Annotated in this window: 26 protein-coding genes; 5 read left to right on the forward strand and 21 right to left on the reverse strand. The window is 50.5% G+C overall.

What is annotated here, in order from left to right; genetic code table 11:
• Positions 1-78 precede the first annotated feature (78 nt).
• A complete protein-coding gene (locus tag LQZ19_RS03500) occupies positions 79-906 on the forward strand; it encodes an RpnC/YadD family protein (protein WP_411046263.1) in 828 nt (275 codons plus the stop codon).
• Positions 907-993: 87 nt separating this feature from the next.
• Here the strand turns inward: LQZ19_RS03500 and tsaD are convergent, their stop codons facing one another.
• The 8 genes from tsaD to LQZ19_RS03540 all read right to left on the reverse strand — a co-directional run bounded on the left by tsaD (position 994) and on the right by LQZ19_RS03540 (position 10436).
• Positions 994-2031, reverse strand: coding sequence for a tRNA (adenosine(37)-N6)-threonylcarbamoyltransferase complex transferase subunit TsaD (gene tsaD, locus LQZ19_RS03505; protein ID WP_411046264.1), 1038 nt, complete (start codon positions 2029-2031; stop codon positions 994-996).
• A gap of 16 nt (positions 2032-2047) precedes the next feature.
• Complete coding sequence (locus LQZ19_RS03510; RefSeq protein ID WP_411046265.1) at positions 2048-2872, reverse strand: sigma-70 family RNA polymerase sigma factor; 825 nt, start codon at positions 2870-2872, stop codon at positions 2048-2050.
• Between the two features lie 184 nt (positions 2873-3056).
• Complete coding sequence (locus LQZ19_RS03515) at positions 3057-4400, reverse strand: sigma-54-dependent transcriptional regulator (protein WP_411046266.1); 1344 nt, start codon at positions 4398-4400, stop codon at positions 3057-3059.
• On the reverse strand, positions 4397-5719 hold the full coding sequence (locus LQZ19_RS03520; RefSeq protein ID WP_411046267.1) for an ATP-binding protein: 1323 nt from the start codon (positions 5717-5719) through the stop codon (positions 4397-4399). Before LQZ19_RS03520 ends, LQZ19_RS03515 begins: the two co-directional genes overlap by 4 nt.
• A 1-nt stretch (position 5720) precedes the next feature.
• Positions 5721-7058, reverse strand: coding sequence for a TolC family protein (locus tag LQZ19_RS03525; protein ID WP_411046268.1), 1338 nt, complete (start codon positions 7056-7058; stop codon positions 5721-5723).
• An 11-nt stretch (positions 7059-7069) separates the two neighbouring features.
• The gene (locus LQZ19_RS03530; protein ID WP_411046269.1) at positions 7070-8290 is read right to left on the reverse strand and encodes an ABC transporter permease; all 1221 of its coding nucleotides are present in this window, start codon (positions 8288-8290) and stop codon (positions 7070-7072) included.
• Positions 8287-9087, reverse strand: a complete 801-nt coding sequence (locus LQZ19_RS03535) for an ABC transporter ATP-binding protein (protein ID WP_411046270.1) — start codon at positions 9085-9087, stop codon at positions 8287-8289. Before LQZ19_RS03535 ends, LQZ19_RS03530 begins: the two co-directional genes overlap by 4 nt.
• The gene (locus tag LQZ19_RS03540; protein WP_411046271.1) at positions 9084-10436 is read right to left on the reverse strand and encodes an efflux RND transporter periplasmic adaptor subunit; all 1353 of its coding nucleotides are present in this window, start codon (positions 10434-10436) and stop codon (positions 9084-9086) included. Before LQZ19_RS03540 ends, LQZ19_RS03535 begins: the two co-directional genes overlap by 4 nt.
• Positions 10437-10620: 184 nt before the next feature.
• Here LQZ19_RS03540 and LQZ19_RS03545 point away from each other — a divergent pair, with 184 nt between their 5' ends.
• The 3 genes from LQZ19_RS03545 to LQZ19_RS03555 are packed head-to-tail and all read left to right on the forward strand — an operon-like array spanning position 10621 to position 13644.
• Positions 10621-11169: a helix-turn-helix domain-containing protein gene (locus LQZ19_RS03545; RefSeq protein ID WP_411046272.1), complete on the forward strand. Its 549-nt coding sequence runs from the start codon at positions 10621-10623 to the stop codon at positions 11167-11169.
• A gap of 1 nt (position 11170) precedes the next feature.
• Positions 11171-12853 (forward strand): AMP-binding protein, encoded by a 1683-nt coding sequence (locus LQZ19_RS03550; RefSeq protein WP_411046273.1) that lies wholly within the window; start codon positions 11171-11173, stop codon positions 12851-12853.
• On the forward strand, positions 12850-13644 hold the full coding sequence (locus tag LQZ19_RS03555) for a PHP-associated domain-containing protein (RefSeq protein WP_411046275.1): 795 nt from the start codon (positions 12850-12852) through the stop codon (positions 13642-13644). The genes LQZ19_RS03550 and LQZ19_RS03555 overlap by 4 nt, the downstream gene beginning before the upstream one ends.
• A gap of 7 nt (positions 13645-13651) precedes the next feature.
• On the opposite strand, the gene proC is transcribed toward LQZ19_RS03555, so the two are convergent.
• From proC to LQZ19_RS03615, 12 genes are all read right to left on the reverse strand, one after another.
• Complete coding sequence (proC, locus tag LQZ19_RS03560; protein WP_411046276.1) at positions 13652-14530, reverse strand: pyrroline-5-carboxylate reductase; 879 nt, start codon at positions 14528-14530, stop codon at positions 13652-13654.
• A gap of 66 nt (positions 14531-14596) precedes the next feature.
• Positions 14597-14809 (reverse strand): SlyX family protein, encoded by a 213-nt coding sequence (locus tag LQZ19_RS03565; RefSeq protein ID WP_411046277.1) that lies wholly within the window; start codon positions 14807-14809, stop codon positions 14597-14599.
• 226 nt (positions 14810-15035) lie between these two features.
• Positions 15036-15863, reverse strand: a complete 828-nt coding sequence (locus LQZ19_RS03570; protein WP_411046278.1) for a hypothetical protein — start codon at positions 15861-15863, stop codon at positions 15036-15038.
• Positions 15863-16792 (reverse strand): DUF488 family protein, N3 subclade, encoded by a 930-nt coding sequence (locus LQZ19_RS03575; RefSeq protein WP_411046279.1) that lies wholly within the window; start codon positions 16790-16792, stop codon positions 15863-15865. The genes LQZ19_RS03570 and LQZ19_RS03575 overlap by 1 nt, the downstream gene beginning before the upstream one ends.
• 51 nt (positions 16793-16843) lie before the next feature.
• Positions 16844-17383, reverse strand: coding sequence for an ATP-binding protein (locus tag LQZ19_RS03580; RefSeq protein WP_411046378.1), 540 nt, complete (start codon positions 17381-17383; stop codon positions 16844-16846).
• Positions 17384-17429: 46 nt separating this feature from the next.
• Positions 17430-18218, reverse strand: coding sequence for a glutamate 5-kinase (gene proB / locus LQZ19_RS03585; RefSeq protein ID WP_411046280.1), 789 nt, complete (start codon positions 18216-18218; stop codon positions 17430-17432).
• Positions 18219-18234: 16 nt separating this feature from the next.
• A complete protein-coding gene (locus LQZ19_RS03590) occupies positions 18235-19494 on the reverse strand; it encodes a glutamate-5-semialdehyde dehydrogenase (RefSeq protein WP_411046281.1) in 1260 nt (419 codons plus the stop codon).
• A 28-nt stretch (positions 19495-19522) separates the two neighbouring features.
• Positions 19523-20662: an acyltransferase family protein gene (locus LQZ19_RS03595; RefSeq protein WP_411046282.1), complete on the reverse strand. Its 1140-nt coding sequence runs from the start codon at positions 20660-20662 to the stop codon at positions 19523-19525.
• A 145-nt stretch (positions 20663-20807) separates the two neighbouring features.
• On the reverse strand, positions 20808-21656 hold the full coding sequence (locus LQZ19_RS03600) for an HRDC domain-containing protein (RefSeq protein ID WP_411046283.1): 849 nt from the start codon (positions 21654-21656) through the stop codon (positions 20808-20810).
• Between the two features lie 2 nt (positions 21657-21658).
• A complete protein-coding gene (locus LQZ19_RS03605) occupies positions 21659-22666 on the reverse strand; it encodes a P1 family peptidase (protein ID WP_411046284.1) in 1008 nt (335 codons plus the stop codon).
• Between the two features lie 10 nt (positions 22667-22676).
• On the reverse strand, positions 22677-23222 hold the full coding sequence (locus tag LQZ19_RS03610) for a flavoprotein (RefSeq protein WP_411046285.1): 546 nt from the start codon (positions 23220-23222) through the stop codon (positions 22677-22679).
• A complete protein-coding gene (locus LQZ19_RS03615; RefSeq protein ID WP_411046379.1) occupies positions 23219-23971 on the reverse strand; it encodes a phosphopantothenoylcysteine decarboxylase domain-containing protein in 753 nt (250 codons plus the stop codon). The genes LQZ19_RS03610 and LQZ19_RS03615 overlap by 4 nt, the downstream gene beginning before the upstream one ends.
• Positions 23972-24042: 71 nt before the next feature.
• On the opposite strand from LQZ19_RS03615, the gene LQZ19_RS03620 reads away from it, so the two are divergent.
• Positions 24043-25122, forward strand: coding sequence for a polysaccharide deacetylase family protein (locus tag LQZ19_RS03620; RefSeq protein ID WP_411046286.1), 1080 nt, complete (start codon positions 24043-24045; stop codon positions 25120-25122).
• Here the strand turns inward: LQZ19_RS03620 and LQZ19_RS03625 are convergent.
• On the reverse strand, positions 25109-26137 hold the full coding sequence (locus LQZ19_RS03625; protein WP_411046287.1) for a hypothetical protein: 1029 nt from the start codon (positions 26135-26137) through the stop codon (positions 25109-25111). The two genes, LQZ19_RS03620 and LQZ19_RS03625, sit on opposite strands and share 14 nt — an antisense overlap.
• Positions 26138-26152 lie beyond the last annotated feature (15 nt).

Genomic DNA, 26152 nt, shown 5'->3' on the forward strand with positions numbered 1-26152 from the left:
AAGTATTTCTCCTCCCCATCCCGTAACAGGGGTAAATCGGGACAGATCAGTCCCCGCTATTTTGAGGAGGAAAACTGATTGATCGTAAATTCGAAGTACAAGGACAGCGTTTTTACCAAACTTTTTAACGATGAGGATAGGCTCCGGGAACTATATGCCGCCCTGGAAGGTATTGAGTATGATCCAACCATACCGATAACCATCAACACCCTGGAGGATGTACTCTACATGGACCGGATCAACGACCTATCCTTTACCGTGGGGGATAGACTGGTATTCGTAGTAGAACACCAGTCTACCCTCAATAAGAACATGCCCCTGCGGTTTTTGTCGTATATCCCCCGGGTTTATGAGAAAATAATCGCGCGCCGGGCTATATATAAAAGTGCCCTGGTGAAGATACCCAAGCCCGAATTCGTCGTTCTCTATAACGGGCCGGAAAAAATGCCGGAAAAGTGGGAACTGCGGCTTTCGGACGCCTTTATGGGGTTGGAAGATGGTGAAAAAATCTCCCTTGACCTGATTGTCACGGTGTATAATATTAATTATGGGCAGAACACGGAACTGTTCCGGAGAAGTGAAAACCTTGCCGGGTACGCGCAGTTTGTTGCGAAGGTGCGGGAAAATGAGGCGGCTATGCCCTTGGAACAGGCGGTAACTGAGGCGGTCCGGTATTGCATAAAGAACCGGATACTGGCGCGTTTTTTAGAGAAATATGGATCGGAGGTGAGAAATATGGTATTTGGTGAATGGGACTGGGACGAGGCAAAGGAAGCTTGGCAGGAGGAGGCCCGGGAGGAGGCCCGGGAGGAAGATCAAAAACAAGTCCTGGAGCTCATAGATCAGGGCTATACTCTGGAACAGCTCAAGGAAAAGCTGACCAAAAATCTCCAGAAGGGGAGGTAAGAAACATGGTTTTTGGGGAATGGGACGAGGCACTGGAAGCCGGGATAGATAGCTAAAACTACCAAAATTGTGGGTCAAGCTTACGTATTAAGGATACTTCTTCTTAAACCCCTGTACCCGCGCCGAAGCAACCACACTGAGTGGTGAACGATCCCCCCGGGCGAGATATTGATACCCGATGCCGGCAATCATGGCCCCGTTGTCCCCGCAGAATTCCAGGGGCGGGAACACGCAGCGGAGATCCGCCCTTTCGGCGAGGCGGGAACGGAGGTACGAGTTGGCCGCCACTCCGCCGCCCGCAACGATGGTGTTGAGCTCCGTATCTTCAGCGGCACGGAAAAGAGCGCGCAGCAGTATCTCTACCGCAGTTTTCTGGAATGAGGCGGCAATATCCGCAGGTCCTGCGGCGGTGTCCCGGGGATTGCGGAATTGTTCCAACTGGTTGATCACCGCAGTCTTAAGCCCCGAGTAGGACAAATCGTAGGGGTGATCCCCCTTGTGGAGGCTGGGCATGGGGAAGCGGAAAGCGGTGGGGTCCCCGTCTTTTGCCAGCTTGTCGATATAGGCCCCGCCGGGGTAGCCGAAGCCGTAGTACTTGGATACCTTGTCGAAGGCCTCCCCCACTGCGTCGTCAATGGTGGTTCCCAGGACGGTGATATCGTCAAAATTGTCCACCCGGCAAATGATACTGTGGCCTCCGGAAACCAGGAGCCCCAGGAAGGGGTACTCCGGAGGGGATACCGGTGATACATTGCCCGAAGAGAGCCGGGGGGCGTAGAGATGGGCCAGCATGTGGTTTACGGCGATAAAAGGCTGTTTCCCGGCCCAGGCAAAGGCCTTAGCAAAACTGAGACCCACTAAAAGAGATCCCAGAAGTCCCGGGTGGGCTGTGGCGGCAACGCCGTCAATTTCAGCAGGGGTCAGGCCGGCCTTTTCCAGGGCTTCCCTGACCACCCCGTAGATCCACTCGGTGTGCATACGGCTCGCCAATTCGGGCACCACCCCATCGTATTTTGCGTGAAGGGGTATTTGGGTTGCCACCACATTGGAGAGGACCCGCTTTCCGTCTTCCACTACTGCTGCGGCACACTCATCGCAGGAAGACTCAATTCCAAGGATCTTCATTATCAATACTTTACTATCACATTGCCTCTACGTACAGGCACTTTCGGAATTCGTCTGCGGAACCCTGCATTTTTTTCAAAGCCTTGATTTCAATCTGACGGACCGTCTCCGCAGAGAGCCCCATTTTATCCCCGATTTTTTTAAGGGTATGCTCGTTGCCGTTAAATTGGTAACGGTACATGAGGATACGCTTTTCCCGATCCTTCAGGCGATCCAGGAAGTGGATTGCCACGGCGTGGGAGGATTTTTTGAAAAAGTCCCGTTCGGGGCTGTAGGTATAATCTTCATGGAGATCCGCCATAGAAATTGATTCATCCTTTCCGGTATCCATATCCAGGGAGATAAAACCATTGGTTATCTGCAGGATAAAATTGACTTCCTTCTCGGATACTCCGATATCGGCGGCGATCTCCTTATTACTTGGTTTATGCATCAGGGTCTGGCTGAGGGTATGGTAGGATCGCTGTATCATTCGGAGTGTCTGTTCTTTCCGGAGGGGCAGACGGATGTCCCGGCGCTTGGTGGATAAGGAACGGACAATGTATTGACGGATCCACCAACTGGCGTAGGTTGAAAAACGAACCCGTTTCCGGTAATCGTATTTTTCAGCGGCATGCATCAGACCAAGGTTCCCCTCCTGAATAATATCCATAAAGGGCATATCCGCCGTCATATAGGAGTGGGCAATCTTAATAACCAGCCGCAAATTTGCCTCAATTAAAGACTTGCGGGCCGTTGCATCCCCCTGCTGTATCCGTTCGGATAATGCCAGCTCTTCCTCAAAGTTTAAAAGGGGAATTTTTTTGATCTGGTCATAGTAATTCTGTAGATTCTTATCCATAAGATGTCCTCCGCATGTAATATACTAGCAATTTTCATGCCAAGTTATCTTATATGTCAGGACGATTTTTTTAATTCTTTTTATAGTAAAGAAATAATTTTTTAAAAGATAATGAAAAAAATAAATAATTTAGACAATCGTATGAATTATCATATCTTTTTCATTATTAGGTGTATAAAAAATACTACAGTTCAAGCTTATATGCTTTTATTTTATTGATGATAGTCTTCCGGCTGACCCCCAGTTCCGCCGCTGCCTTGGTTCGGTTACCCTGGGTCCTGGTCAGGGCTTTCCGTATAGCTTCCCGTTCAATGTTCTCCAGGGAGGGAACGCCCGGTACAGATTCACCTTCCGGGCCCGGTATTCCCCCCGTATTCAAGCGGTGCAGCTCAATATCCTTGGGCGTTAGATGGCCATTTTCCCGATAAATCAGGGCTCTTTCCAGGATATTTTCCAGTTCCCGGACATTGCCCGGGAAGGGGTATTCCAGGAGTTTTTCCGCCGCCGCCGGGGTAAGGACCGGAAGGGAACGGCCCATACGGAAGCTGATTTTTTTCAAGAGATATTCCGCCAGCAGGGGAATATCCTCCCGGCGTTGGCGCAGGGGCGGAATGGTCATGCGGAATACGTTGAGCCGGTAATAAAGGTCCTCCCGAAAACTGCCTTCCCGAACCAGGGTTTCTATATCCCGGTTGGTGGCGGAGACGATCCGGGCGTTGACGGGGATGTCGTCATTTCCCCCCAGGCGGCGTATCTTCCGTTCCTGGAGTACCCGCAGCAGTTTTACCTGGAGGGTCATGGGCATTTCGCCAATCTCGTCCAGGAAGAGGGTACCCCGGCCGGCAAGTTCAAAGAGGCCCTGCTTGCGGGCGAGCGCCCCGGTATAGGACCCCTTTTCGTGGCCGAAAAGTTCGCTCTCCATAAGCCCCTCGTGGATGCCCCCGATGTTCACCGCTGCGAAGGGTTCCGCCGCATATTTACCCCGGCGGTGGATTTCCCGGGCAACAATCTCCTTTCCGGTACCGCTTTCTCCGGTTATCAGTACCGTAACGTCGGAACCGGCGATGCGATCGATCTGATCGGAAAGTTCCCGCATCACCTCCGTATCGCCGATGAGGAGGTTTCCCCCGCCAGTCATCCGCTTCTCCGCCTCAAGGCTGTTCTCCCGGCGTTTGTCCTCCACCAGATGACGGAGTTTGATCACCAGTTCTGCGGGGTCAAAGGGCTTTACCAGATAGTCCTTGGCCCCGGCTTTCAGGGCCGCCACTGCGTCGGCGATTTGCCCGTGGGCGGATATCATGATCACCGGGGATATGATTCCCCGGTTGTTGATCCAGGCGAGCACATCCTGGCCGCTCATACCGGGCAGCCTGAGGTCCAGGATAACCGCATCGAAGGCCTCCCGCTCAAGAGAACGGATTGCCGATTCTCCGGTTTCCGCAGCCGCCGAATCGATCTGCTCCAGGCCCAAATATTTTTTCAGGGACTCCCGGATATTTCGTTCATCATCAACTATTAACACTCTCATACATACTCCCCCAGGGTGATAAAGACCGCAGTCCCTCCCCCGTCCCGATTTTCAATGCTGATGGCGCCTCCGGCTGCTTCCACAAAGCGTTTGCTGATGGAAAGGCCTATGCCGGTCCCGGTACTTTTACTGGTAAAGAAGGGATCGAAGACCCGTTTCAGATCTCCTTCCGCAATGCCTCTGCCCCGATCATAGATGCTGATAACAATGATACTGCGCGGTTGATTTCGCTGCAAGTCGCTGTCCATGCTGTTTCCGCTATGCCGTAGTATCACTGCGCCAATGGCGTTTTCCGCACTGCCGCTTTCCAGGGCATTGCGGATAAGGTTTTCAATGACCGACCGGGCCCGTTCGGTGTCCATAAGGACCAGGGCATCCTGGGCCGAATCTTCTTCAACAATATTTCTGCCGCAGAGCCGCAGGGATGTTTCGGAAAGCACATTCGAGATATTCAGCGGTACGGGCTGTCCCGCCGCATCCCGGAGATAATCGTTTATCCGGTAACTCAGGGCGGAAAGGCGGTCTACCTCTTCGTTGATGATCCCCAACTCCTCCCGGCCTTTTTCGGGGAAGAGTTTCCCCAGGATGCCGGTTTGGAGCCGTATGGAGAGGAGGGGGTTTTTAATTTCGTGGGCCAGGGTACTGGCGGCGGTTCCCAGGACCACCAGATTTTTTTGGCCCTCTATCCGCTCCCGGTATTCCCGGTTCCGCAGGTATAGTCCCCGCACAAAAAATACCAGCGCCAGAAGGGCAAGCTCACAGAGCGGAAAGGCAATGGCGGTCAGGGTCTGGCTGCGCCAGTAGGCGGTATGGGATATATCGATGTAGATGTACTTGCCCCTGGCGAAGGTGGTGAAGAAACCCGGCGTTTTGTCTTCGCGGTTTTTGTTTTCCTGGTTATGCCGCTGTGGAGGAGGGGACATCATCCCCTCTGTGCTGAGAATGAATTTAATTCTGTTTCCCCGTCTATCAGGAATAGTGTACCGGCCGTTCTTGGCGGCTTTGTAATCTTTCAGGATATCCTCATCAAAAACCTGGGGAACCGAGCCCCATTGGTAGGACGGGGTGAGGTCCTCTCCGTAAATCCCAAACCCGATGATCCGTTCCCGCAGAAGCCCCGAAGATTCAATGGCGGACCCGAAGTTGTCATAGTTTCTCAGGCTGGTAAAGAGGAGGCTGAAGAGCCGTTCGTTGTCATTGTCCCGAATCAGCCGCGCCCGGTCCCGCAGGCCCAGGATGATAAAAACCGTGAGGGCCGAAAAGAGGGCCCAGCTCAGTATCGCTGTGAATAAGGATGATGTCCGCGGGGAAATTTTCATATCACAATCCCTTCTGCTTTTGTAAGAGCAGGTTTATTACTTCATCCAGGGAATCAAATGCCCCCAGGCTCCGCAGCTTTGAAAGGCCGCTGAGAAAACTATATTCCGCGGTGATGCGCTGGGTATGGCTGTCTCCGGCCAGGGCTGCGGCGTCGGAAAGGGCAAAAACCGAGGCCTGGGAAAGTTTGTATAGTTCAAGGTTATATTCGTAGTTCCGTTGGGCGTATTCATCGGCACGGCGTGCGGATTGTACCGTAAGGGTACTGGCGATAAGGTCCAGCAGAGCGGTTTGGATATCCATGGCCAGGGTATTTTCGGCGTCACGGTAGTTCAGGGCGGCTTCGGTTTGGGCGATACGTTTTTTTTCCACCGCAGTACCTATTACCCAATAATCCAGGGGTATGCTCCCGTTGATACTGATGCTGCCGCCGGAATTGGACAGTCCCCCCGGGGTGGAATAATTTACCCCCGTGGAGATTCCCGCGCTAAGGCTTGGGAGATAATCCTTTTTTGCAAGCCCCACGTTCCGTTCCGCTATTTGCAGCTGAAGGCCTGTTTTTAAAAGGCCGGGGTTATTTCTCTTTACTGCATTTGAAAAATCGTCTGCCAGTAATACTATTTTTTCCTCAGCAAGCGTTGAAAGGAAGCGGATTGTGTCCTCATAAACGTTGAAATCAATACCTGCCAGCTCCGGTATTTCCCAAAGGCCGGTAATGTTTTTCAGATTCGCCCTATTGACGGTCAAATCCCTAAGGGCGCGGTTCCGGGCGGTTTCTTTCTGGCCCTGATCCGCCAGGGCTTTGAGGTAATCTCCCTGGCTTATCATGCCGCTTTCAAGGCGCAGCTCCGCCATGGAAAGGGCTAAAGCCGCAGTTTCCATGGATGCCGCCGCAGTTTCCAGAGCCGCCGCCGCTTTTAGTGTTTCGTAATACATACTATCCGCCGTATCCAGGACGGTAAAGTAGGCCGCCAAAGCTTCCTGCCTGGTAAGTTCCGTATTGATAGCGTTTATAGCCTTTAGGTAGATACTCTTTCCCCCGTCAAACAGCTTTTGTGATACACTGAAACTCGCCCCGGTTCTCATACTGTCCCGGAGGCTTGTTTCCCCCCAGACTTGTCCCGAGGCCGATGCCCCCAGGGATAAGGATGGCAGATTGGAATAGACACGGGTTTTTTCGTCCAGCCGTGCGCTTTCCACCGCCAGCTGAAACTTCGCCAGGCTCGGCGAATTGGCCAACGCCAAAGCGCGTACGTCTTCAATATCTATTTGTTCAGCAGTAATACTGTTATTAATGGTAAAAGCGAGTAGTAATATTGTTAATGTAAATCTATATTTCATCCATATTCCTTTTATTCATACCGCAGCGCATCTATTGGATAGAGCCCCGCAGCCTTCCTTGCCGGGTAGTACCCGAAGGAAACCCCGACCAGTGCGGCAAAGAGGGCCGCAGCGGCAACGATTACCGGATTAATAGCCGTGGAAATTCCCAGGGCTTCCAGGATACGGCAGACCAGGAAGGCCAGGGCTATACCGATAAATCCCCCCAGGAGGCTCAGGATGATGGACTCAGAGAGGAACTGGAAGAGCACATCCCGTTTCCGGGCGCCCACGGCCATCCTGATACCGATTTCCCGGGTACGTTCGGTGACCGATACCAGCATGATGTTCATGATTCCGATGCCCCCCACCAGGAGGGACACCCCGGCTATGGCCGCCAGGAGAGTGGTGAGGCTCCGGGATGTTTCGGAAGCCATGTCGATAAGATCTGCGCTATTCATGATCTCAAAGTCCGTCGTGGTCCCCTCGCTAAGCTTGTGAGCCTCCCGGAGTATCAGTTCCGCTTCCCCCTGCGCGGCCTCCATATATCCTTTGCTGACCACGCTCATAGCAATACTGTTGATATTCTGAGAATTGCTCAGCCGGTACAATGCAGTATCCAGGGGTACCATGATCACATCATCCTGATCGTTGCCAAAGGCCCCGGCGCCCTTTTTCGCCAGTATGCCGGTGACGGTAAAATGATTGGTCCCGATCCGTATCTGCTGCCCCAGGGCTTCAGCGCTGTTGCCAAAAAGACTGTTCACCGTGGTAAGCCCCAGCACCGCTATCCTGTTTCGCTGCTGCAGATCCTCATCGCCGAAAAAGCCGCCCTGGGCAATATCCCAGCTCCGTATGGTGAGGTACCCCGGCTCCACCCCCATCACCTGTACCGAAGCGCTTCCCTGGGGGCCGATGACCGTATAGTTCCGCTGGCTCAGTCCGGAAATCGCCGTGCTGTAGGAAGCCTCCGCTGCAAGCTTAGCCGCGTCGGATTTGGTCAGCCGGCTAGGTCTGGTCGCCGTATTGGTCTGTCCGGGCCGCATCATCATCCGCCGGGGCATGATCTGGATCAGGTTGGTCCCCATGGAGGCGATCCGGTTCTCAATATCCTTCTGGGCGCCCTCCCCTATGGCTACCATGATGATCACCGACCCAACACCGATGATGATCCCCAGGGAGGTAAGGAGGCTCCTCATGCGGTTACGGAAAATATTTCTAAAGCAGGAATACAAAAGCTGTGTAATATTCATGATACCTCCCCGGCAAGGAGGCTATGCTCTTTTTTCCACCGGGCAAGGTCCTCCGGGGCGCTGCGCCTTTCGCGTATCGGTACATCAGAGACCAGCTCCCCATCCCTCAGGGTGATGATCCGTTTGGTATAGGCTGCAAGTTCCGGTTCGTGGGTTACCATGACTATTGTTTTCCCCTGATCATTGAGGCTCTGGAAGAGGCTCATGATCTCCAAGGTCATCTCCGTATCCAGGTTCCCCGTGGGCTCGTCCGCCAGGATGAAGGCGGGGTCGTTCACCATGGCCCGGGCTATGGCTACCCGCTGCTGCTGCCCGCCGGAAAGCTGGGAGGGCATATGGTTAAGCCGTTCCCCCAGTCCCACCTCCCGTAGTACTTCTGCGGCTCGTTCTTTCCGCTGATAGGCCCGCCTGAAACGCAGGTCCCTGTCCGGCCCGTTCTTGCGGTTGTAGAAAAGGGGGAGTTCTACATTTTCCAAAGCCGTGGTTCGGGGCAGAAGATTAAAGGCCTGGAACACAAAACCTATCTTTCTATTGCGTATCAGAGCGAAGGAATCTTCGCCCTTGGCGGAGGCTCCGGCTGCGGAGGTCTCTATGCCGTCCAGGGCGTAGCTCCCTTCGCTGGGCTTGTCCAGGCAGCCCAGGATATTCATCAGGGTGGATTTTCCCGATCCCGATGGTCCCATGACGGAAACAAACTCCCCCGCCTGGGCGGAAAAGTCTATCCCCCGGAGCGCCCGGACGGTTATTTCTTCAAGCCGGTAGATCCGTTTGATCCCCCGCATCTCGATTACCGTCATGGCTGCACCCTTTCCCGCAGTATGATTTGGCGGCCTTCTATGTCATTGTTTCCGGATCGGATCTCCGTAAAGGATCCGTTGCTGATACCGGTTTGTACCAGGATGCAGTCCGGCTTACCGGTTTCATCAATGAACCATAGCGGTTTAGGCGGGGACATGGTTTCCCGGCCCGGAAACCCGCTGCTCCCCCGCTGTCCGCCTGCAGGATTCGCTGCTGCCGCAGTATTTCTGTTCTGTCTCATACCGGGTCCCTGGGGCATCACCATGCCGCTTAGGCCGCTGTTCTGCGCCGGTCTTTGCGCGGCGGCTTGCGCGGCCGCCCCCGCTGCCCGCATCTTCTCCCGGGCTTCCAGAGCCGCCGCCTGCTGAGCCGCATCCATACCGCCAAGCCCCGCCTGGAAGACACGGTCGGCTATTTCATCGGCGTTCATGCCGCTGGGCCGGTACCGCAGGGCTGCGTTAGGAATCAGGAGGGTGTTTTCTTTCCGTTCTTCGATAAACTCCACCGAGCAGGTCATCCCCGGCAGGAGTGATCCTTCCGAATTGTCTACGTTTATAATTACCGTGTAGGACACCACGTTATCCTGAATGGTAGGCATGAGGTGCATGGCCTCCACAATCCCCGAGAAGTTCCGGCCCGGCAGGCTTTCCAGGGTAAACCGGACCCCCTGGCCCTTGTGTATGGCGGGGATATCCAGTTCCCCCACTCCGGCTTCAATCTGCATCTCCTCAAGGTTTTCCGCCAGGGTAAACAGGCTGGTAGAATTACTGCTGGACCCCTCCACCACGGTCTGCCCCTCGCTGATATTCCGCTCCAAAACAATCCCGTCGATGGGGGAGGTGATAAGGGCGTACTGGTTGATTTCGGTTTCAATCACCCGAAGGGATGATTCGGAGGCGGAAAGTTCCGCCGCCTGAATATCCAGGGTGGTCTTGCCGGTCCGGAGCTCGTATTCGGAGATGAGGTTCTTCTCCGCCAGCTTCTGTTGGTTCTGGTAGTTGATCTGCTGCAGCTCGTAATTCGCCCGGGCCTTAATCACCGACGCGGCCTGCTGTTCCCGCTGGAGCCTGAGCATATCCGTATTAAGTTCCGCCAGGATATCACCCTTATGGATGATATCGTTGTAATCCACGTGTATCTTTTCCACTTTGCCGCTCATCCGGGCCAACACATTCACCGTTGATACGGGCTTGAGGGACCCGGTAGAAGATACGGTCTTTTCCAGGGTCCCCCGGCTGATGGTGGTGTACTCGTAGGTACTGGTTCCGCCTGACTTTGGAGAACATGCCCCGGCGCTAAGTATGAGGACCGCGACGATGGGGTATGACAAAAAGTTGATGATTTTCATACAGCACTAATCTCCATAACGATATATTAGCAATAACCATGCCAAGCATGAAAATAGGGAAATAAGGATAGGATACCTCTTATAAGTGTATAAAATTTACCCAGTCTTTTCCAGTGATGCGTAAAAAATACACACTAGATATTCGGTAGAAAAAAAGTTTCCGACATTGTATAATTATATTATTATGCAGGATCATCTTGCCCAGATACCGAGTCGAATTAAGGAACTACGGGAAATAATGGAAATCAGCGCCATTGATATGGCGACGGATATCGATATTCCCTTTGAAACCTATTCCCGGTACGAATCAGGGGAACTGGACATCCCCATCAGTGTTCTCTACAAAATATCTCATCGGCTTGGGACGGATACCACGGTACTCCTTACCGGGGAAGACCCCAGGATGGATACCGCCAGTGTTTGCAGGGGGGGTAAGGGGGTAGAGGTTGAGCGGTACCCGGGTTATGAGTATTCAAGCCTGGCCTATAACTTCAAAAACCGGACCATGGAACCCCTTCTGGTATACCTTGACCCCAACAAGGCGGCTGCGGCGCCGGTGACCCATTCCGGCCAGGAGTTCAACTTTGTGGTTGAGGGAGTGGTGAAGGTTACGGTGAATAAACGGGAGTATATCCTTGAAGCCGGGGACAGTATCTACTTCAGTGCCCTGCTTCCCCATGCCCAGAGCGCAGTAAAGGCGCCGTCAAAATTTATTACTATTATACAGGAATAATATGAACGAAATACTGTCTAAATATTGCCCCCGGATAGACTTTGACAGCTACGAAGATTTCTACCGGAATTATAAGTGCATTGTCCCGGAAAATTTTAACTTTGCCTACGATGTGCTCGATGAGTGGGCGCGGATCAAGCCGGACAAGCTCGCCCTGGTCTGGACCAACGACGAAGCGGAAATGAAGACCTACACCTTTGGTGATATGAAACGCCTGAGTGACAAGGCCGCCAACGTCCTCCTTTCCCTGGGCATCAAGAAGGGTGATGTGGTGATGCTCATCCTAAAGCAGCGCCCCGAGGTCTGGGTGATGATAAACGCCCTGATGAAGATCGGAGCGATCTGTATCCCCGGTACCTACCAGCTTACCCGGAAGGACATTGAATACCGCTGTAATATCGCTGAGGTTAAACTCCTGGTCAGCGTGGATGATCCGGAGCTTGTCGGCAATATTCGCAGCGCCCTTCCCCAATGTACACAGCTTAAGAAGATCGCCTTTGTGGGGAAGCAGATACCTGAGGGCTTTATCGACATGGGGGCGGAGATTGAAAAGGCCTCGTCTGTCTTTGTTCGGCCCACGGGATCCGCGGGGACAGAGACCAAAGACCACATGCTGATATACTTTTCCTCCGGTACCACGGGGATGCCCAAGATGGTGCTCCACAACCACACCCTCCCTCTGGGACACATCGTTACTGCCAAATACTGGCAGTGCGTAGAAGATAACGGGATCCACATGACCCAAACCGATTCAGGCTGGGCCAAATTTGCCTGGGGCAAGATATACGGACAGTGGATCTGCGGGGCGGCCATCGGCGCCTACGATACGGAGAAGTTTACCCCCCAGGGTATACTCGATGCCCTGGATCGTCTCCATCCGACTACCTTTTGCGCCCCGGCTACGATCTTCCGGTTTCTCATCAAGGAGGATCTTTCGGGATACGATTTCAGCTATATCAAACACGCCTCCGTGGCGGGGGAACCCCTGAGTCCCGAGGTATACCACAAGATTAAACAACTTACGGGGCTTGAGATACGGGAGGGCTTTGGCCAGTCGGAAACTTCGGTAATGGCCGCTACCTTCAAATGGCTGCCGATAAAACCCGGTTCCATGGGGAAACCTTCGCCCCTCTTCGGCCTCAACCTGTTGGATGAAAACGATCAGCCCTGTGACGACGGTATTGTAGGCAATATCAGTATTACTAACGGAGGTGATAATCCACCGCCGGGATTATTTACCGGTTACTGGAAGGATGAGGAAATTACCCGCAACTGCTGGTATGATGGTACCTACCATACCGGCGATATGGCCTGGCATGACGGCGACGGCTACTACTGGTTTGTAGGCAGGAACGATGATGTGATCAAATGTTCCGGTTACCGCATCGGCCCCTTTGAGGTGGAAAGCGCCCTTATGGAACATCCCTCGGTGCTTGAGTGCGCGGTTACCGCCGCTCCGGACCTTAACCGCGGCCAGGTGGTTAAAGCCACCATCGTATTAGCCCGGGGTTTTACCCCGTCGGAAGAGCTGAAACATGAACTGCAGAACCATGTAAAGCGTGTTACCGCCCCCTACAAATATCCCCGGATCGTGGAATTTGTAGAGGAGCTGCCTAAAACTGTGAGCGGCAAGATCCAACGGAACATGATACGGAAAAGAGACGCATCGGAATCTCCGCAATGAAGTACCTATACGAAACACATCTGCACACGGTTCAGTCCAGTAGCTGTGGTGAGTCCGAAGGCCATTCCTATATCCGTAAATATAAGGAAATGGGATTTGCCGGTATCATCGTGACGGATCATTTTTATAACGGAAACAGCGCAGTCAGCCGGCATCTTTCCTGGCGGGAGTGGGTCAACGGTTTCTGCCGTGGTTATGAGGATGCCCGGCGGGAGGGGGAAAAGCAGGGATTTGATGTGTTTTTCGGCTGGGAGGAGACCTTTGATGCCGATGACTATCTTATCTACGGCCTGGATAAGGAATGGCTCCTGGCCCATCCCGAGGCGGCCCACTGGACCCGGCTGGAACAATTCAACGAAGTACACCGTTACGGCGGCTGCGTTGTTCAGGCTCACCCATTTAGGCACCAATACTATATCAGTACGATTCATCTTTCCACCGGATGCGTTGACGCCGTAGAGGCGGGGAACGCCTGTAATACCTCGGCCTCCCATGATGCTCTGGCTTTGCGCTACGCCGAAAAGCTGGGCCTCCCGGTTACTGCGGGATCGGATATTCACAATGTTGCTCAGGTTGCAACCGGCCGTATCTTTGGGACGTATCTGGATAAAAAAATGGAAACCATTCAGGATTATGTAAAGGCCATAAGGGAGAATACCCTTGCGGGCATAAAAATATCCCCGGGGCGCTGCGACTTTCACGGCAATGAAACAGTTTCGCTGCCCGTGGATATACGCGACGCCGGAGACCGGAGTACCGGCGGGGACCTGTGGGAATTTCTGAAACAGTAATACTGTCTTAGCCTAGTTTTTTTGACCGGTTGTACGCTGCATCCACAGCATTTATCACGGTTCCCCGGAAAGCGCCGTTCTCCAAAGCGGCCACCCCCGCTATGGTGGTTCCTCCGGGGGAGGTGACCATGTCTTTAAGTTCCCCGGGGTGCTTCCCGGTTTCCTTCACCATCGCTGCGGCGCCTAAGACTGTCTGGGTGGCATAACGCAGGGCCTTGTCCCGGGGCAGCCCCGCCTGAACTCCGCCGTCCGCCAGGGCTTCGATGAAGAGGTACACAAAGGCCGGCCCGGAACCGGAAAGGCCGGTAACCGCATCCATATAATTCTCGTCCAGGCGATCAACTATCCCCGCCGCGCTCAGGATCTTCTCCAACATCGCCAGGGTTTCTTCCGGAACTTCGGAGGAGGCGGACATGGCAATAACCCCCTGGGAAATCAAAGCCGGGGTATTCGGCATGATCCGCACCACCGGTACGGGTTTGGTCAGAGTCGGGTTAACTTCGGACCAATCGGGGCCGATGAGTTTAGCCACGCTGCCCACATCCAGGAGGATCTGGATCTTCTTGATGGTCCAGCCCGCAGCCATGGAGACCAGGATTGCCGGGGATTTGCTTTCCACGCGCATGCGCAGGGCCGGGGCAATTTCTTCCAATACCGTTCCCAGTACCTGGGGTTTTACGGCGAGGAAAACGAAATCCGCCTCTTTAACCGCATCATAGTTGGAGGAATATACCTTGGCGCCCAGCTCCTTAGCCAGGACCTCGGCCTTTGCTGTATCGGCATCGGAAAAGCCGATATTTCCCGCCGGGATTATATTGGCGGCCCCCTTCATCAGGGCCCGTCCCATATTTCCGCTGCCTATGCAGGCAATGTTTTTTGTGTTCATGGCGCTATTCCTTACGCTTTAAGATGAGGATAGTATACACCCGACGAGGGGGGTTAGAGAAGGGTTTTAATAATGGGGCGGCCTCTGGTTCGGCATTTCCTCCAGGTTCCGTGAGATAAGCAGGAGCCGTTCTTTCATTGCAGTGTTTTCGGTGATAAGCCGGTCCAGGGTAGCGTTCCGGCCGACGACCTCATCCTGGAGGCGGGTTAGGAAATCTTCCAGATAGGCGAGTCGTGTTTCAATTTTTTCCAGCCGGGGGGCTAGGTCTTGAGGGTCCATTGGTTTCTCCTTCGTACACTTAACTCTTTTTTCAGCTTTATAACCAACTCATCACTTTTGCGAAATGATTTATGGAGCATGGTGAGCAGTTCCCCGCTGGAATATTGTTGCTTTTCTTTCGGAATATGCGGATTTTTGATATCCAGATTAAAGCCATTTTCCTCAGTTTGAATTATTTGAGGTTTTCGAATAGTTGCCCGATCTTCGGGTATAATCAGGCTGGCACTCAAAATAAAGCCCTCTGTTTGTCAATTGGCGGATGAAATATCCCTACTATGATAAACGGATTGGGCGCCATCCAATGAAATTCCAGGGTTGTTCCAAGAAAAAAGTATAAATCTGTTTTTATAAATTCGTTATAATATTTACTTTTGACCTTTTCCAATGCTTGCATTTCATTACCATTAGTGCTTTCCAAACAGTGAAGATAAAGCATCCCGATTTCCCAATCTTCTATCATCAATGTTGATTCTTTACCTGTATCATCTAGAAAAACGTAAGAAAATTTGTAAGGTATTTTCTGTACTACTTCAAATTGTTTTACTATTTCATCCTCAGTCTCAAAAAGAGATAATTGCTTCTTTTTATAAGCAAGCTGTTCAATCTTTTCTTTGGGCCAGTCCCTATCTGTTCCTTCATGAATAATTTTAATAATTCGACTTGGTTTAAAAATTCCGAAAGATACATTTTTTTCTTTTGCCAATGCAATCAATTTAGATAAATTGGTAAATATTTTTTTATTCTTGAATATTATCTGTTTTCGTTCTTCCCAGGGAGTTTTCTTTGTATTGAATAGAGGAATAGCCTGTATTGTGTCCCGGTTGACCACTCTATAACTTTCCAACCTTTTATCTTTTTCGTTTTTTTCAACGTCAGCTTCTATCCATTGGTATTTACTGTATTTTTGGTCATTGCTTAGTTTCCTAAAGGGAAGCGGATATAGACGTATCCATGAGCCATCTTCAAGTATACCTGCAGTACAAACCAATTCATCATATTTACTTGATATTGTGGGATATGTTTTTACCGTTATATAAATCCGCTTTCGTTCCACTATAAATCCTTGGTGGTAATAGTATAGTCTTTCGATATTTGCTCGCTTATAATATGGCGATGGCAATGTTGGGGATCATGCTCAAAGCAGGTAAGGGCAATACGTTTTTTTGAAATTAATAATTGATATACTTTTTCAAGATATGTCTGTTTTGTTGTTAGTGATTTTTCATAATTGTTAAATAAATTAGTATAATCATCCTCGGTTTCCAGGGATTGCCTCTTTTCAGAAACAATACCGAGTTCAGGGATATGGACGTATTCTATATTGATATTTTTCAGATAGTACTGCAGATTAGTCTTTGAAAATCCGAATTTTCGACTAAGGGGGTTATTGCGTACATCACATAATATACGGATATCGTTCTTGATTAGGGTATTGAGATACTTTTCAATAGATATACCTTCATAGCCGATGGTAAATAATATTTGCTCATTCTTTTTTAAACTTTTTCTGATTGCATCAATGCGGATCAGCCCCGGTCTGTCCATAATTCCATGGGCAATTTTACTATTAATGGCATAATAAGGATATTGATCGTAGACAAATTTAACTAAAGCAGAGCCCCGCTCTTGGGGAAGTACATAATTGTCATTAAAGGGTAATTCTGATTCATTTCTGGAATCAGGGAAACCAAATTTAATATTATTCTTGTCCTTTTTTATCCAACCGTTCCGTTCAAGGGTGTTTAAGTCTTCCGCAGCTTGCAGGGAATAACAGCCATAAAAATAGGGTATAAATTCATAAAAATCACTTTTTTGTTTTTCAGAATAGAGGAATAATAATTTCTGCAAATCCATAAGCGTGAGGGGTTCTTTGATGGACTTAATAAATGAGAGGAGAAAACGTTGTCGTTTATAAACCGGGTTTGCCGGGATATTTGACCGAGGAGGAAGATTAGGGTCTCTGTCCGAATAGTTATTAGTCATTCAAATCCTTTACCAAACAATATACTATACAATTATTAAGTATGTCAACTTTCATTCCCCGCCCTTTGCCACATACTTCTGGTTGGGGCTATTGGGTTTATCAGGAATAGTAGGCAGCAGCAAGCCTTGCCTCAGCAAAGGCTGCAATATCTCCAGCCGGAAATGTTCCCGGTCTTTCAATTGTAAATGAACCTGCATTTCTTCCCTACTCCGTGGAACCGCACAAAAATCAAGGAGTTTCTGCAACTTGTCGTCATCAGCTTGCGGGGTAGCTTGCGGGGTAGCTTGCGGGGTAGCTTGCGGGGTAGCCGGGAACCGGTTAAATATTGCACGGACAAAATTGAGACTACCCGGCGGCTGATCTCCTCCAATAAATTCATATTTTAGCGGAGGCAAACCGGCTTCGGCAAGCATCTTTTGCATCCGCAAAATACCGGTCCCCATTTTTTCGATATATTCGAGCCGTTGCATTAAGTTGGCAATGTTTGGGTTACGCAAAACGCTCTCTTTGCCAAAGTTCTCAATTTTTAGTCCCCTGGGTAGACCACCGGGATTAACAATTTCTACCCGGTCATCAAAAATTTCCACCATCACGTTGGCGCCTTTTTCAAAATAATCGCGATGGATCACCACCCTGTTACGCCAAAAACGCCGTCCCGCTCTGGGTTCCCGCTGCCAGAGCTTCCAGCACCCTAGGCCTGCCGCCGTTGGCGATAATCGTTGAGATGCCGTAGGGGATTACCCGTTTGGCCGCTTCCAGCTTTGTAACAATGCCTCCGGTACCAAAACTGTTGGTGTTACCGATGGTGATGTTTTTTTTCACCGCTTCGATGTCCCGGACTTCGCAGATCAGTTCTGCGTCGGGGTGTTCCTTAGGATTTTTGTTGTAGAGTCCGTCGATGTCGCTGAAAAGGACGAGCAGGTCTGCACTCCACAGTATTGCGGACTGGGCCGCCAGGGTATCGTTATCGCCTATTTTTATTTCTTCCACCGACACCGTATCGTTCTCGTTGATGATGGGGATGATCCCCTCGTCCACCAGGGTAAAGAGGGTGTTCCGCATATTGAGGGTCCGGATAGAATCGTTGAAATCATCTCCCGTCAGGAGGATTTGGGCGATGTGGATGCCGTACTTTTCAAAGGCCCGTTTCCAGGCTCCCATAAGTTCCACTTGTCCAACGGCGCAGAGGGCCTGCCGGTAGTGGAGGTCCCGCTTCCTGGCCCATTTGTCCATGGTTGAAAGTCCTGCTACCTGGGCGCCGGAGGAAACAATGACGATCTGCTTCCCCGTTTTGATAAACGCCGCAGCTTGGTCGGCGAATTCCTCAAGAAAGACGGGGTTGATCCGCCCGTCTTTATCCGCCAGGGTATTGGAACCGAATTTGAAAACTATCTTTCGCGCATCCGCGATTAACTTGGGGATCATACCTATCCTTGTTTAATTATGGCCGTATCTGACCTGTTCCGTGTATACGATACTTTATCGTGGTCAGCGCTTCAAGCCCCATTGGACCCCGTGCGTGGAACTTCTGGGTACTGATCCCCAGCTCCGCCCCGAAGCCGAACTGGCCGCCGTCGGTAAACCTGGTGGAGGCGTTGGTGTATACACAGGCGGCGTCTACCCGGCGTTCAAATTCTTCCGCAGCCCGGTGGTCGTTGGTGAGGATCGCCTCGGAATGTTTTGTTCCGTACCGGTTGATGTGGGTCACCGCTTCCTCCAGGGTATCCACAGTTTTTATCGCCAGGATGTAATCGAGGAATTCCGTTTCCCAGTCTTCTTCCGCCGCATCCTTCAGGAGCAGCGATTGGGGCGGGGCGCCTACAGCTGCCTTAGCAAAGTTATCGCAGCGGAGTTCCACCTTACCCGCAAGCCGTTTCGCCAAGAGGGGCAAAAGAACCGCGGCAATATCACGGTGAACCAGGACGGTTTCCACGGCGTTGCAGGCTCCGGGCTTCTGGAGCTTGGCATTCTCGATAATATCCACCGCATTGATGATGTCGGCGCTGCTGTCAACATAGATGTGGCAGTTTCCTTCCCCGGTCTCGATCACCGGAATCTTGGCGTTTTCCACTACGCGGCGGATCAGGTCCTTCCCGCCCCGGGGTAGAACTACGTCGATCTTTCCCCGGGCGCTCAGAATTTCGTCCACCTCGTCCCGGCTGCCGGATTCCGCCAGGGCAAGCGCATCGCTTATGCCCCCGCCGGCGTTAAGTCCTTCCTTGATGGCCTTAACCAGGGATCGGTTTGATTCCAGCGCTGCCGAGGAGCCCCGGAGCAGGATGCCGCACCCGGCCTTGTAGGCCAGGCTGAAAGCATCGGCGGTAACATTGGGCCGGGACTCGTAGATGATCGCCGCAACCCCCAGGGGGACCGTGGTCCGCTCTACCTGCAGGCCGTTGGGCAGAACCCATCCTGCCTGTACCTTTCCTATGGGGTCCTCCTGGCGGACCACCGTGTCTATTCCCTCTATAATATCGTTGATGCGTTTATCGTTTAGGAGCAGCCGGTCCACCAGGGCTTCCTTCATACCCCCGGCCCGGGCTTTTTCTACATCCGCGGCATTGGCCTTGAGGATAGCTCCCCGGCCCTTCTCAATGGCGTCCATAACCGCCTTCAGGGCGGCGTCCTTTTGGCCGCGGTTCTGCAGGGCCAATTCGGCCTGGGCCTTCTTAAGAGAACTAAAAATGTTGTCCAGTGCCATGGTATAACTCCTTCCGGGGTACCCGTTTTTATTTTAATAATATTCTGACGGGTTTAATTTTATGGATTGCTATTGAAAATATGAGACATATAATAAATGTCATAGATGCCGCAGCAAGAGATTTGATCAATGGCCCTATGGTCCATTTTTTCAATAGGAGGGATATTGTTATTAAAAAAGGTGCATGAAAAACATATATGCTAAACGCTTTTTCTGCAAGCAATTTGGTAAATTCATTATCCGCATATATATATTTTTTGAAGAATGATATAATTCCTATTGAAAACCCGATGGCAACAAAAGACTCCCATATCGCATAAGCAAAACTTTGCCAATATAATCCGCCATAAATAAGCATTTCTCCCTTTAGAGCTCCGCCCAGTATCATAATTATTAACCACAGTGGTATTCCGAGAAATAATACAATTTTAAACCATTTAATATTCTTTTCGTCGGAAATATACTCAAATAGATTTTTCTCCCCGGTGATTATCCCAAGGATAAACAACATTATATATGATGAAAAGAATGAAAATTGTAAGTTCAGTATTTTAGATCCTATGGGGAACCATAATCTAATTATGAATGCAATAACGCCGGTTAACAGAATAATATATACTATGCTCTTTGTTTTCAGCCAATTTAAACGGGCTTTTCCGGTTTTAAAAAACAAAGGACGCGCAAGCGCATATATAATGCAAAATAGTAGAAGTACTTCAACAAACCATAGCGGCCCGGTTGAACCCACCCATGTAAAAGATGAAAGGTAATCCTTATAATTATTTAGTAAATATGACCATGTAATATTTTCCTTTTTCAGGAGAATAAAATAAATAAACGGGGCAATAACCAACATATAAAATAATAACGGAATACCGAGACGAAACAGTCTTTCCTTTATAAATGTAATTGTCCCCCGCTTATTAAGCGATCTTGAAGCTAAAAAGGCTGAAACAAAGAAAAGAATACCCATAAACCAGGCCTGTGTAAATGACTGCAAAATACCAAAAATGGCCATTTCAATAATATTTAAATTTTCTTGCAGGCCTTCCTTATAATACCACCCTCCAATACCGCTATAAGTTACAGATGAGTGCATAAAAATAACCAAAATGATTACAAAAGAGCGGATATTGTCTAAATATCTAAAACGCATATTTTCAGCCATAGCTTCTCTCATTAATATTGTTAAAAGTAGAACAAAATTATTCTTTTGTCAACTGCGCTTAATGATCCACTTAAAAACGAAGTTTGTACAATGTAAAAATCAATGCCCGAAAGAGCTGAAAAGTCATCATTCAGGTCCAATCATTTTACGTTAACAAGCCCTTTAATCTCTCAATAATTTCATTTTTTGTTTTTTCCGTTATTTTTTTATCCAGCCGTACTCTTTCCGGGGATTCCCTTCCGTTTACTAAATTAAACATTGTATCGTTACTTAATAAATTGTTCGGGGGCAAATTATATTCCCTTGCAATTTCATCACGTAAAGTATGAATTTTGGTAAATATATCTTTTTTTCCTTTAGACAAATTTTTGAATTCAAATTTTTTAAATACTCCGGGAATCCTTTCTTTTTCAAACTCAAAATCTCTTTTAATTATTGATAGTAATAGATCATTATACTTGTTTTCATCCATTATTCTCTGCATTAGAATAGCATTTACTTGGAATAGATAGGCAACATCATTTAAAGCATATTCCAGGGCTTCCTTGTCAATCGGACGTCTTAACCAATTGAACATCTGAAATCTTTTTTTATTTTTTATCTCTACATTTAAAGTATTTTTTAAAATTGCATCCAATCCTTTCTGTTCTATCTCCAGTACATCTACTAATATCTTTTGATCAAACACATTGTTTAATTTTATGCCGTATTGTTTATAGATAAGGCTAATGTCTGATTCAGTCCCATACATGTATTTTACTATTTTTTTGTTTTCAAAAAAAATTATTAGTTCTTCATTTCGTATCTTTAAGGGATCTATTATAAAATATTTTTTACCGTCAAATATTTGTATTAAGCATAATTTTTCCCCATATGCGTGAAGATTATAGTCTCCCTCAAAATCCATGGATATTTTATCTATATTTTCCTGATACAAATATTTTCTAAAGGCGATCAGATCGGATTCATTCTCTATAAACGTAAAATTATCCATATTTATTTTTTTCCTTTTAAATCTGTCTGTGCGAGATAGTCTCCCAAAGACCGGGCGTTTCTTATGGCATTGAGGATCGCCGTTTCCATTGCCGCAGCGCAGAGTATGGCCGCCGCATCCGCCGTTGTTTTCACCTTACCGGTACAGAGGGCGAAGACCGTATCGCCGTCGAATATTGAGTGGGAGGGCCGGATAACACGGGCTATGCCGTTCTGTCCCTGGGCGGCAAGCCTGCCGGCCCCGGCTTTGTCCATTGCGGCGTTAGTAATGATACAGCCTAGGACTGTGTTCCCATCCGCCATGCCGTCGGCGGAATCGCCGCTGAAAAAGTCATTCCCCTCCCGGTACTTCTCCAGGATGATCCTTTCGCTGTCCGCGAAACTACGGCGATCATCGGTAAGGGCGCCGGCGATAATGGTATCCCTATAGGTGACGTCCCCTACGCAGTTTACCGCCGCTATCGCCCCGGTCTCCAGGTCTCCGTAACGGAAAGCTGCGGCGCCTATGCCGCCCTTCATGGCAAAGCGCCTTCCCCGGGTCTTCCCCACGGTGGCGCCAGTTCCTGCGCCGAAGTTGCCGCTATGGAAGACTTCGCCGCGGAAGGCGTTTTCGCAGGCAGCGTAACCCATGGCAGCGTCGGGACGGATACGGGAATCGCCGCACTTTAGGTCGAACAGGATGGCTGCGCATACGTTGGGAATTTTCGTGACCTCCACATCCCGGCCTATGCCCCGCTCTTCCAGGAAGCGCATCACACCGCCTGCGGCATCCAGGCCGAAGGAACTGCCCCCTGACAGAAGTACTGCGTGGACGTACTTGCGGTTATTGATGGGGTTAAGAGCGTCGGTGTCCCGGGTACCCGGGGAACCGCCCCGGACATCTACGCCGCAGACTGCCCCTTCCTCGCAGATAATAACGGTACAGCCCGTGGCGGCATCCGGGTTTTGTTCCTGGCCTATGCGGACACCTGCAATGTCTTGGATGTCAATCTTTTCCATGTTCTTAATCACAGGGTCCATCCTATTGTCCCTGTTCAAGAAGCCGGTGCACCGCAGCAATAATGGTATCCAAATCCGCTAAGGCGCCCCTACCCAGATCGCCGCAGGCAAGCCTGGCTTCACGGGGTTCCACAAATTGATAGCCGTACCCGGTAAGTTTTTTAATATTATCCCGGGTTATAGGGTTTTCGTACATGGCGGTATTCATGGCGGGACATATCACTATGGGCTTCTTCTGTATGGCCATGATCACCGTGGTGAGCATATCATCGGCGATACCTGCGGCGAGTTTCCCGATGATGTTAGCCGTAGCCGGGGCGATCAGGGCGATGTCCGCCTTTTGGGCCAATGATATGTGGCGCACATCCTCGTAGACGATTTCTTCGAACATCTCTGTGTATACCTTATTTTTAGTGAGTTTCTGAAAGGTGATGGGGGTGATGAACTGCTGTGCCGAGGCGGTCATGATCACATGGACCGTATGACCTTCCTTGGTGAAGGTATTGGCGAGATCCGCAGCCTTGTAGGCGGCTATACTGCCGCTTATCCCCAGGATAATATTTTTCATGTGTCCCTCCGGGGCGTTTTATTTCCCCCCCTGAATTTTTTAATTACATTTTCTGTAATACCCCGGGCAATGCCGATCTTATCCTCAAAATGCTGAACCCGGCGTTCTGCATCCACAAGGTATCCGATATGGACATCCCCGTGAATATCAGCGGCGTCATTGGCAAGTACATAGGCGCAGTGATTCTTTTCCAGGAGCCGGTATGCGGTGTCGATCAGCGTCTCCTGGGGCACATGGTCCAGGAGCTTAAACCCCACAATCAGCGCATGAGGGGCCAGGGCCCGGAACAGGGATATGATTTTAACCGTGGGTTCCAGGATGATGACCAGCCGCTTTTCATCAGAACTGATCTTGGCGCCCTGTTCCAAGGAAGGGGCGTTTTCCAGGGCATTGGTCAGAGCGGACTGGTTCGGTCCCGGCCCGGCGGCCTGGGCGATAAGAACCGGGGTGGTGACTGCCCTGACCCGGTAATCGCTCACCGCCATGCTATGGATGATCGCGTCCACCCGGCGGCTTTGCAAAATATCCCGTACCGTCCGCTCCAGGCCGGCGGTATCCTCAATTATCGTGATTTCCGCCTTGGGGGATTCGGGCAGGGGCGCGTTTTTCCCACAGATGTAAAAGATACGCTCCGTTTCCGGCTCTTCGTCAAAACAGCGGGCGATGAGGCTGCCTAGTCTGCCGGTAGCGTGGTTGGTAATGCTCCTGACGGAATCGATCCGTTCCATGGTTCCGCCGGCGGTAATCATAATATTCACCTAGTATGCCTCTTTGCTATAATATGATATCATATATCCGGTTTTTGAGGAATTATGCCCCAATGAAAAAGCGGGATTTTCTTTTCGTTTCAGTTCTCACGGCGCTCAGCGTCATTTCCTGCGCGAGTAGACCGTCTTCCGTTCCCGTCGGGGTTCCGGAATCCCCCAGCGGCTTGGATACAGCCCCGGAACATCCGGAGAAGCTTCCGGCGGAAACAGAAGTGCCCGGTGAGGTCGAGCCGCCCCTTTTGTCTATGGAAGCGCTTATACGGAAAATAAAAGCCAATGATCCGGACCTTCCCCGGCGCTATTCCATTGAGCCCGATGGCCGCATTGTTGTTAGCGGAGATCCTCCGGGTTACGGGATTCGCTGGGATCCGGAAAATGCCCGGCAGCAGGAATCCGGAGTTCCCGGCAAAACCGTGTTTGAGATGGACTTTTCGGTTACCGAAGAAGACAGCGGGGATGAACGGACCGGCTCTTTCCTCTGGACAATTATGGAAGATGATTCGGGGATACTGCTGGCCTTTGACGATGATTACCAGGATGTCTGGGAACAGCACTTTGATCTTCTGGATCGTTATGGCGCCCATGTTACCTTTTTTATTCAGGGAGACTATTCTTCCTTTTGCGTCGCCGCATTAAGCCGGGGGCATGAGATCGGGTTCCACACAAAAAACCACCTGAATTTAGTTAAGGTTTCCCGTGAGGTCTTTTTTGAAGAAACCCTTGGAGCTCTGGAAACCTTCCGGCAGTTGGGGTTTCCCCTTACGTCCTTCGCCTTTCCCTTCGGCCTTTCCGAGCCCTGGATGCACGAAGCCCTGAGGGCGGCTTTTCCCATACTCAGGGGATTCGGCGTTACCTATCGTTTATATACCCCGGATGCCATACGGGCCGGCTATATTTCCTCAAAGTCCATTGATAATACCCTATATAAAAACGACGAAGCCTTCCAGGCCGATATCAGGGCCATGCTAAGGATTGTAAAGTTTTCAGGCGGTGTTCTGCCCCTCACAACCCACACTATTGCTGCGAATGCTGTCTGGGGTATCAGCCCGGAACGCCTGGAGTACCTGCTTAAAACGGCGGCGGAACTGAAGTTGAAATTTTATCGGTACGGGGATTTTTTTACTGATACATGATCAGATAAGGCCGGGGGTTCAAGCCGTAGACTTGGCTTGGGGATAAGAGGGGCGCATCGTACCCCGCTCCGGGTATTTCGAAGTTGTAAAACAGTTTAAATGACTTGAGGGGTATGTTACGCGCTAAAGCATTGGCGGCATAGGAATCCCGCTTCTGGCCGGGGTTGCCAAAGCCATCGGCGCAGTGGATCAGCCGGACCTTGTCCCTGCCGGTTCGCACGTTTCCCCGGTCCTGTATCATCCACGGTTTAAACTGGTGGATCACCAGCATCCGTTCCCCGGGTATATTGTTTTCTATCATGTACTCTTCCATCACCTGCTGGGCGGTGTTGATCTCCGCAGCGGTCACGGAACCGATTTCCTTCATGGGTTTCGCGGTCCGCCATTCCGGGTCCAGGGCTAGGTGTACATTGGGGTAGCGCAGATAGGGGAGCAGCCGTTTGAGGGATGATATGGGATCGTAGCGCCCAATTTGGTGATCGATGAATACCAGGATATCATGATCCATACCGTACTGTATGTATTCCATAAGAACCGATTCCCGAATGATGCCTATTTCACCTTCCGGCCAGACGGTCCCGAAGATAATATAAAAGGCTTTACGTACATCCCGGCCTCCGCTTACGGCTTTATACTCATTGGCAAGGTTGGTGAGCCGGGTATCCAGTTCCGTAATGGGGTATCTGCCCAGGATTCCCATGTTTCTGGAGAGGGGGTGTCCGTAAAAGGCGAGGATATCGTTGTTGAGGAGGATGGAGGTGTTTTCTTTCTGAACCCTGGCCCAGGCGGCGATCTCCGTTTCTGATGCTGCCCAATAGGGCCGCCCTGCTTCCTGGGCTTTGTAGGTGTTATAACTTTCCGTAAATAAAATAGACGGAAACAGCGGTTTGATACCTTCCCGGATCTGCTCTGATCCGGTTATCTGCGGGATAACCGCAACACTTTGGGCTTCCGCCCGAATGGGGAAGATCAATAACAGGGAAATCAGAATAGGGTAGAGCCGCCTAGCAGACATGGTCTAAACAGTATC

The sequence above is a fragment of the Treponema primitia genome, from assembly GCF_046533075.1.
Classification (GTDB): domain Bacteria; phylum Spirochaetota; class Spirochaetia; order Treponematales; family Breznakiellaceae; genus Termitinema; species Termitinema primitia_B.